This window comes from Rhodovulum sp., assembly GCF_011048875.1.
Classification (GTDB): Bacteria; Pseudomonadota; Alphaproteobacteria; order Rhodobacterales; family Rhodobacteraceae; genus Rhodovulum; species Rhodovulum tesquicola.
The window spans coordinates 1-3,857 of sequence record NZ_DSDD01000018.1; the positions used below are offsets into that span (position 1 = coordinate 1).

The 3,857-nt window shown below is 67.5% G+C and carries 4 protein-coding genes and 1 pseudogene; 2 read left to right on the top strand and 3 right to left on the bottom strand.

What is annotated here, in order from left to right:
• Positions 1-165: 165 nt before the first annotated feature.
• Positions 166-492 (top strand): heat shock protein HspQ, encoded by a 327-nt coding sequence (hspQ, locus tag ENN83_RS00675; protein WP_287182896.1) that lies wholly within the window; start codon positions 166-168, stop codon positions 490-492.
• Positions 493-505: 13 nt separating this feature from the next.
• On the opposite strand, the gene ENN83_RS00680 is transcribed toward hspQ, so the two are convergent.
• From ENN83_RS00680 to ENN83_RS00690, 3 genes are all read right to left on the bottom strand, one after another.
• Complete coding sequence (locus ENN83_RS00680; RefSeq protein ID WP_287182888.1) at positions 506-2,086, bottom strand: gamma-glutamyltransferase family protein; 1,581 nt, start codon at positions 2,084-2,086, stop codon at positions 506-508.
• Positions 2,087-2,384: 298 nt separating this feature from the next.
• Positions 2,385-2,885: an ATP-binding protein gene (locus ENN83_RS00685; protein ID WP_287182891.1), complete on the bottom strand. Its 501-nt coding sequence runs from the start codon at positions 2,883-2,885 to the stop codon at positions 2,385-2,387.
• Positions 2,882-3,226, bottom strand: a complete 345-nt coding sequence (locus ENN83_RS00690; protein WP_287182894.1) for an STAS domain-containing protein — start codon at positions 3,224-3,226, stop codon at positions 2,882-2,884. Before ENN83_RS00690 ends, ENN83_RS00685 begins: the two co-directional genes overlap by 4 nt.
• Positions 3,227-3,314: 88 nt before the next feature.
• Between ENN83_RS00690 and ENN83_RS00695 the strand changes: the two are divergent.
• Positions 3,315-3,857 (top strand): annotated as a pseudogene (locus ENN83_RS00695) (acetyl-CoA C-acetyltransferase); the annotation flags it as partial.

Here is a 3,857-nt window from a genome sequence, read left to right on the forward strand (position 1 = left end):
CATCCGGCAATGGTGGATCAGAAAAGCGCGAGGTGGCATCGGTTCGCGCGGTGCAGGGGGCACTGTGGGGCCGGGCATCACAATCTGTTTCCATGCGCCGCGCGCTGTCGCATGGACTCTGTGAGCGTTGCGGCAGTATTGTGTCTTCATGGGGGTTGGATGATGATGCGAACGACACGTGCGAAATACGGTCTTGGTCAGGTGGTGCGGCATCGCAAGCACCCCTTTCGCGGAGTAGTGTTCGATGTCGATGCGATGTTCTCGAACACCGAGGAATGGTATGACGCCATCCCCGAGGAAAGCCGGCCCGCGAAGGACCAGCCCTTCTACCACCTGCTGGCCGAGAACGACCACAGCTATTACGTCGCCTATGTGTCGGAGCAAAATCTGGTGCCCGACGACACCGGCGAGCCGGTCGATCATCCCGACCTTGCCGATCTGTTCGGCGAGTTCGAGGATGGGCATTACCCGCTGCAATTCCAGCTGAACTGAGGATGCGCCGGGCCTAGTAGCCCAGCGCGCAGCCATCCTTGCGCGCGTCGGACGCGCCTTGCAGCACACCCGACTCCTCGTCGATCAGGATCGCCTGCGCGCCGCCGATGGGAATATCGGGGATCACGACATCATGGCCCAGCGCGGCCAGCTCCCCCCGCACCGCATCCGGATACCCCCGCTCGACCTGCATCTGGCCTGCATCGGTGAAACTGCGCGGTGCGTCGATGGCCTGCTGCGGGTGCATGTCGAAATCGACCACATTGGTCAGGAATCGCGCATGCCCGTTTGCCTGATAGGCCCCGCCCATCACGCCGAAGGGCATCAGCACGCGGCCGTTCCTTTTCAGCATCGCGGGGATGATCGTGTGCATCGGCCGCTTGCCGCCCGCGGCCTCGTTCGGGTGGCCCTCGGCCAGCGTGAAGCCCGCGCCGCGATTCTGGAAATTGATGCCGAACTTGGCTGACGCCAGTCCCGAGCCGAAGGCATGGAACACCGAATAGATCAGCGAGACCGCCATTCGGTCGCGGTCGACTACGGTCAGGTAGATCGTGTCCTTGTGCACCGATTCCGCCAGCGCCGCAGGGCTTTGCATCGCCCGGCCGGGGTCGATCAGCGCGGCCAGACCTGCGGCCGTGTCCAGCGCCAGCATGTGATCGAGCCGCGTCATGTGCGCGGGGTCGGCGATGAAGCGGTTGCGCGCATCATAGGCCAGTTTTGCCGCCTCGGCCTCGATATGGGCGCGTTGGGCGCCCAGCGGGTCCATCGCGGCCAGGTCGAAATGCGACAGGATGTTCGCCATCAGGATCGCGGTCGCGCCCTGCCCGTTCGGCGGATGCTCGACCAGCTCGATCCCCTTGTAGGTGCCGCTGACCGGATCTGTCCAGTCGCAGGCGGCGGCGGCGAAATCGTCCAGCGTGTGCGTGCCGCCCAGCGCGCGCAGCGAGGCCACCATGTCCTCGGCCACTTCGCCCTCGTAATAGCCCGCGCGGCCCTGGTCCGCGATCCGGCGCAGCACCTCGGCCTGCATCGGCGCCCGGAACACCTGGCCCGGGCGCGGCGGCCTGCCGTCCAGCAGGTAGAACCGGCGCGCATCGCCCTGAAGGTTGCCTTCGGTGCAGCCCCAGTCCCACGCGGTGCGGGGGCTGACGGGCACGCCCGCCTCGGCATAGTGGATCGCCGGGGCGAGGCTGGCCGCCAGCCCGGCGCGGCCCCAGTCCGCCGACAGCCGGCAAAAGGCGTCGATCGCGCCCGGAACGGTCACGGCGTCGGCGGTGTTGGTGGGCATCGTGGCCAGCCCGCGGTCACGCAGCGCCGCCGCATCCAGCCCCGCGGGCGCCCGACCCGAGCCGTTCAGCGCCAGGATCCGATCCTCGCCCGCCGGTTTCAGCAGCACGAAACAGTCGCCGCCGATCCCGGTCATGTGCGGTTCGCAGATGCCCAGCAGCACGGCGCCTGCAATGGCGGCATCCACCGCATTGCCGCCCGATTCCAGCATCTGCACCGCCACCCGCGCCGCCAGCGGATGCGATGTGGCGCAGATTCCGTTCGTTGCGAAAACGGCCGACCGGCCCGGAAGCTGGTAATCGCGCATGCTCTCCTCCCTCGCCTTTGCCGGGACGTTAGGACGGGCAGGGGGGGGAAGCCAATGCGTTTTTCAAGGGCGAGAGGGGCGTCCATCGCGACGCGCAGCCGATGCGGATTGCAATCAGCGTCGAACGGTTCGGCGGGGACCCATGGCAGACAGGCGCGCGGCGGTTCGGAGATGGGCAGAGGATGCGACACCCGGACAGGCGTCAGGCAGAGGCGTGATCGGGGCGCCCTGATCTTGCGGGCCGATCCCGGAGGGGAGGAGGGAGCTTCGCGGCCGGGGTGCCAGTGCGGCCCCGCGTTCACGCCTCGGCCAGCGGCACGAGGAAGCGCAGGCGGTTTTGTCCGTTCTCGCGGATATAGGACAGGTCCCGGGCCAGCGCACGGATCAGGAACCAGCCGAACCCGCCCTCGGGCGGGCCGTCCCCTGAGCCCCCATAGTCAGGCAGTGCGCCGCCGGGCAGGACCCCGGCGGGCATCGGGTCACCATAGTCGCGCAGGTCGACCTTCAGCTTCGTACCGCAATGCACAAGGCGCAGTTCGATCGGGCCGTTGCCGCCGTGACGGTAGGCATGTTCGACCACGTTGTTCAGCGCTTCCGCCAGGACCGTCTCGGCCATGCCGAGCAGGTCGGGACCAGGGCCTGCCGGGGCGAAGCGTCTCCGCATCTCGGCCAGGGCGCAGCGAACACCCATGGGTGTGGCCTCCACCACGATCAACGCGGCCTGCGCCTCGCAATAACCGGCGTTCCGGGCGTCGTCGGATGGGGCGATCCCACCCCGCATCCCGTCCGGCAGGGTCATGCGATCGACCGCTTGTCCGCAAAGGCCGCCTCGGTGTCGGGATGGATGGTGAAGACCCGGTCCATCCGCGTCAGGCGGAACACCTTTTCGACATTGGGGGTCAGGTTGCACAGTTCCAGCGTGCGGCCCGGCCCGAGCAGTTTCATCACGGCCACGACCGCGCCAAGGCCGCTGCTGTCGAGGAAATCGACCGCGCCCAAATCCAGCACGACGCGCACCGGGCCATCTGCCGCCACCTCGCGCATGCGATCCTTGAACCGGATCGCCACGGCCGAGTCGATGCGCGGCTCGGCGACGATCACGTGCAGCGCTTCGTCGCGGGTTTCGGTGTGCAGTTCCATGCGGGCTTTCTCCTGTGATCCGGGGACGAGGCTAGACGCCAATCGTTACCATTCTGTAAGTGATGATCGTCAAAAGCGGGAGGACGGCATGGAAGAGGTTGTGATCTGCGGCGCGGCGCGCACGCCCATGGGCGGCTTTCAGGGCGCGTTCGCCGATGTCGATGCTCCGACGCTGGGCGGTGCCGCGATTCGCGCGGCGATGGCGGGTGCAGGCGTCGGGACGGTCGATGAATTGCTGATGGGCTGCGTGCTGCCTGCGGGCCAGGGACAGGCCCCCGCGCGGCAGGCGGGGTTCAAGGCGGGGCTGGGCGAGGATGTGCCCGCGACCACGCTGAACAAGATGTGCGGCTCGGGGATGAAGGCGGCGATGTTGGCGCATGACCAGCTGGCGCTGGGCGGCGCCGCGGTGATCTGCGCCGGTGGCATGGAAAGCATGACCAATGCCCCCTACCTGTTGCCCGCGATGCGAGGCGGTGCGCGGATCGGCCATGGTCAGGTGATCGACCATATGTTCCTCGACGGGCTGGAAGACGCCTATGACAAGGGACGCCTGATGGGCACCTTTGCCGAGGATTGCGCCGGGCATTTCCAGTTCACGCGCGAGGCGCAGGACGAATATGCGCTGGGCTCG

Excerpts from the sequence above, each read along its gene's own strand:
- ENN83_RS00690 (WP_287182894.1), bottom strand. The coding sequence starts at position 3,226 with ATGGAACTGCACACCGAAACCCGCGACGAAGCGCTGCACGTGATCGTC.
- ENN83_RS00680 (WP_287182888.1), bottom strand. The coding sequence starts at position 2,086 with ATGCGCGATTACCAGCTTCCGGGCCGGTCGGCCGTTTTCGCAACGAAC.
- ENN83_RS00685 (WP_287182891.1), bottom strand. The coding sequence starts at position 2,885 with ATGACCCTGCCGGACGGGATGCGGGGTGGGATCGCCCCATCCGACGAC.
- hspQ (WP_287182896.1), top strand. The coding sequence starts at position 166 with ATGCGAACGACACGTGCGAAATACGGTCTTGGTCAGGTGGTGCGGCAT.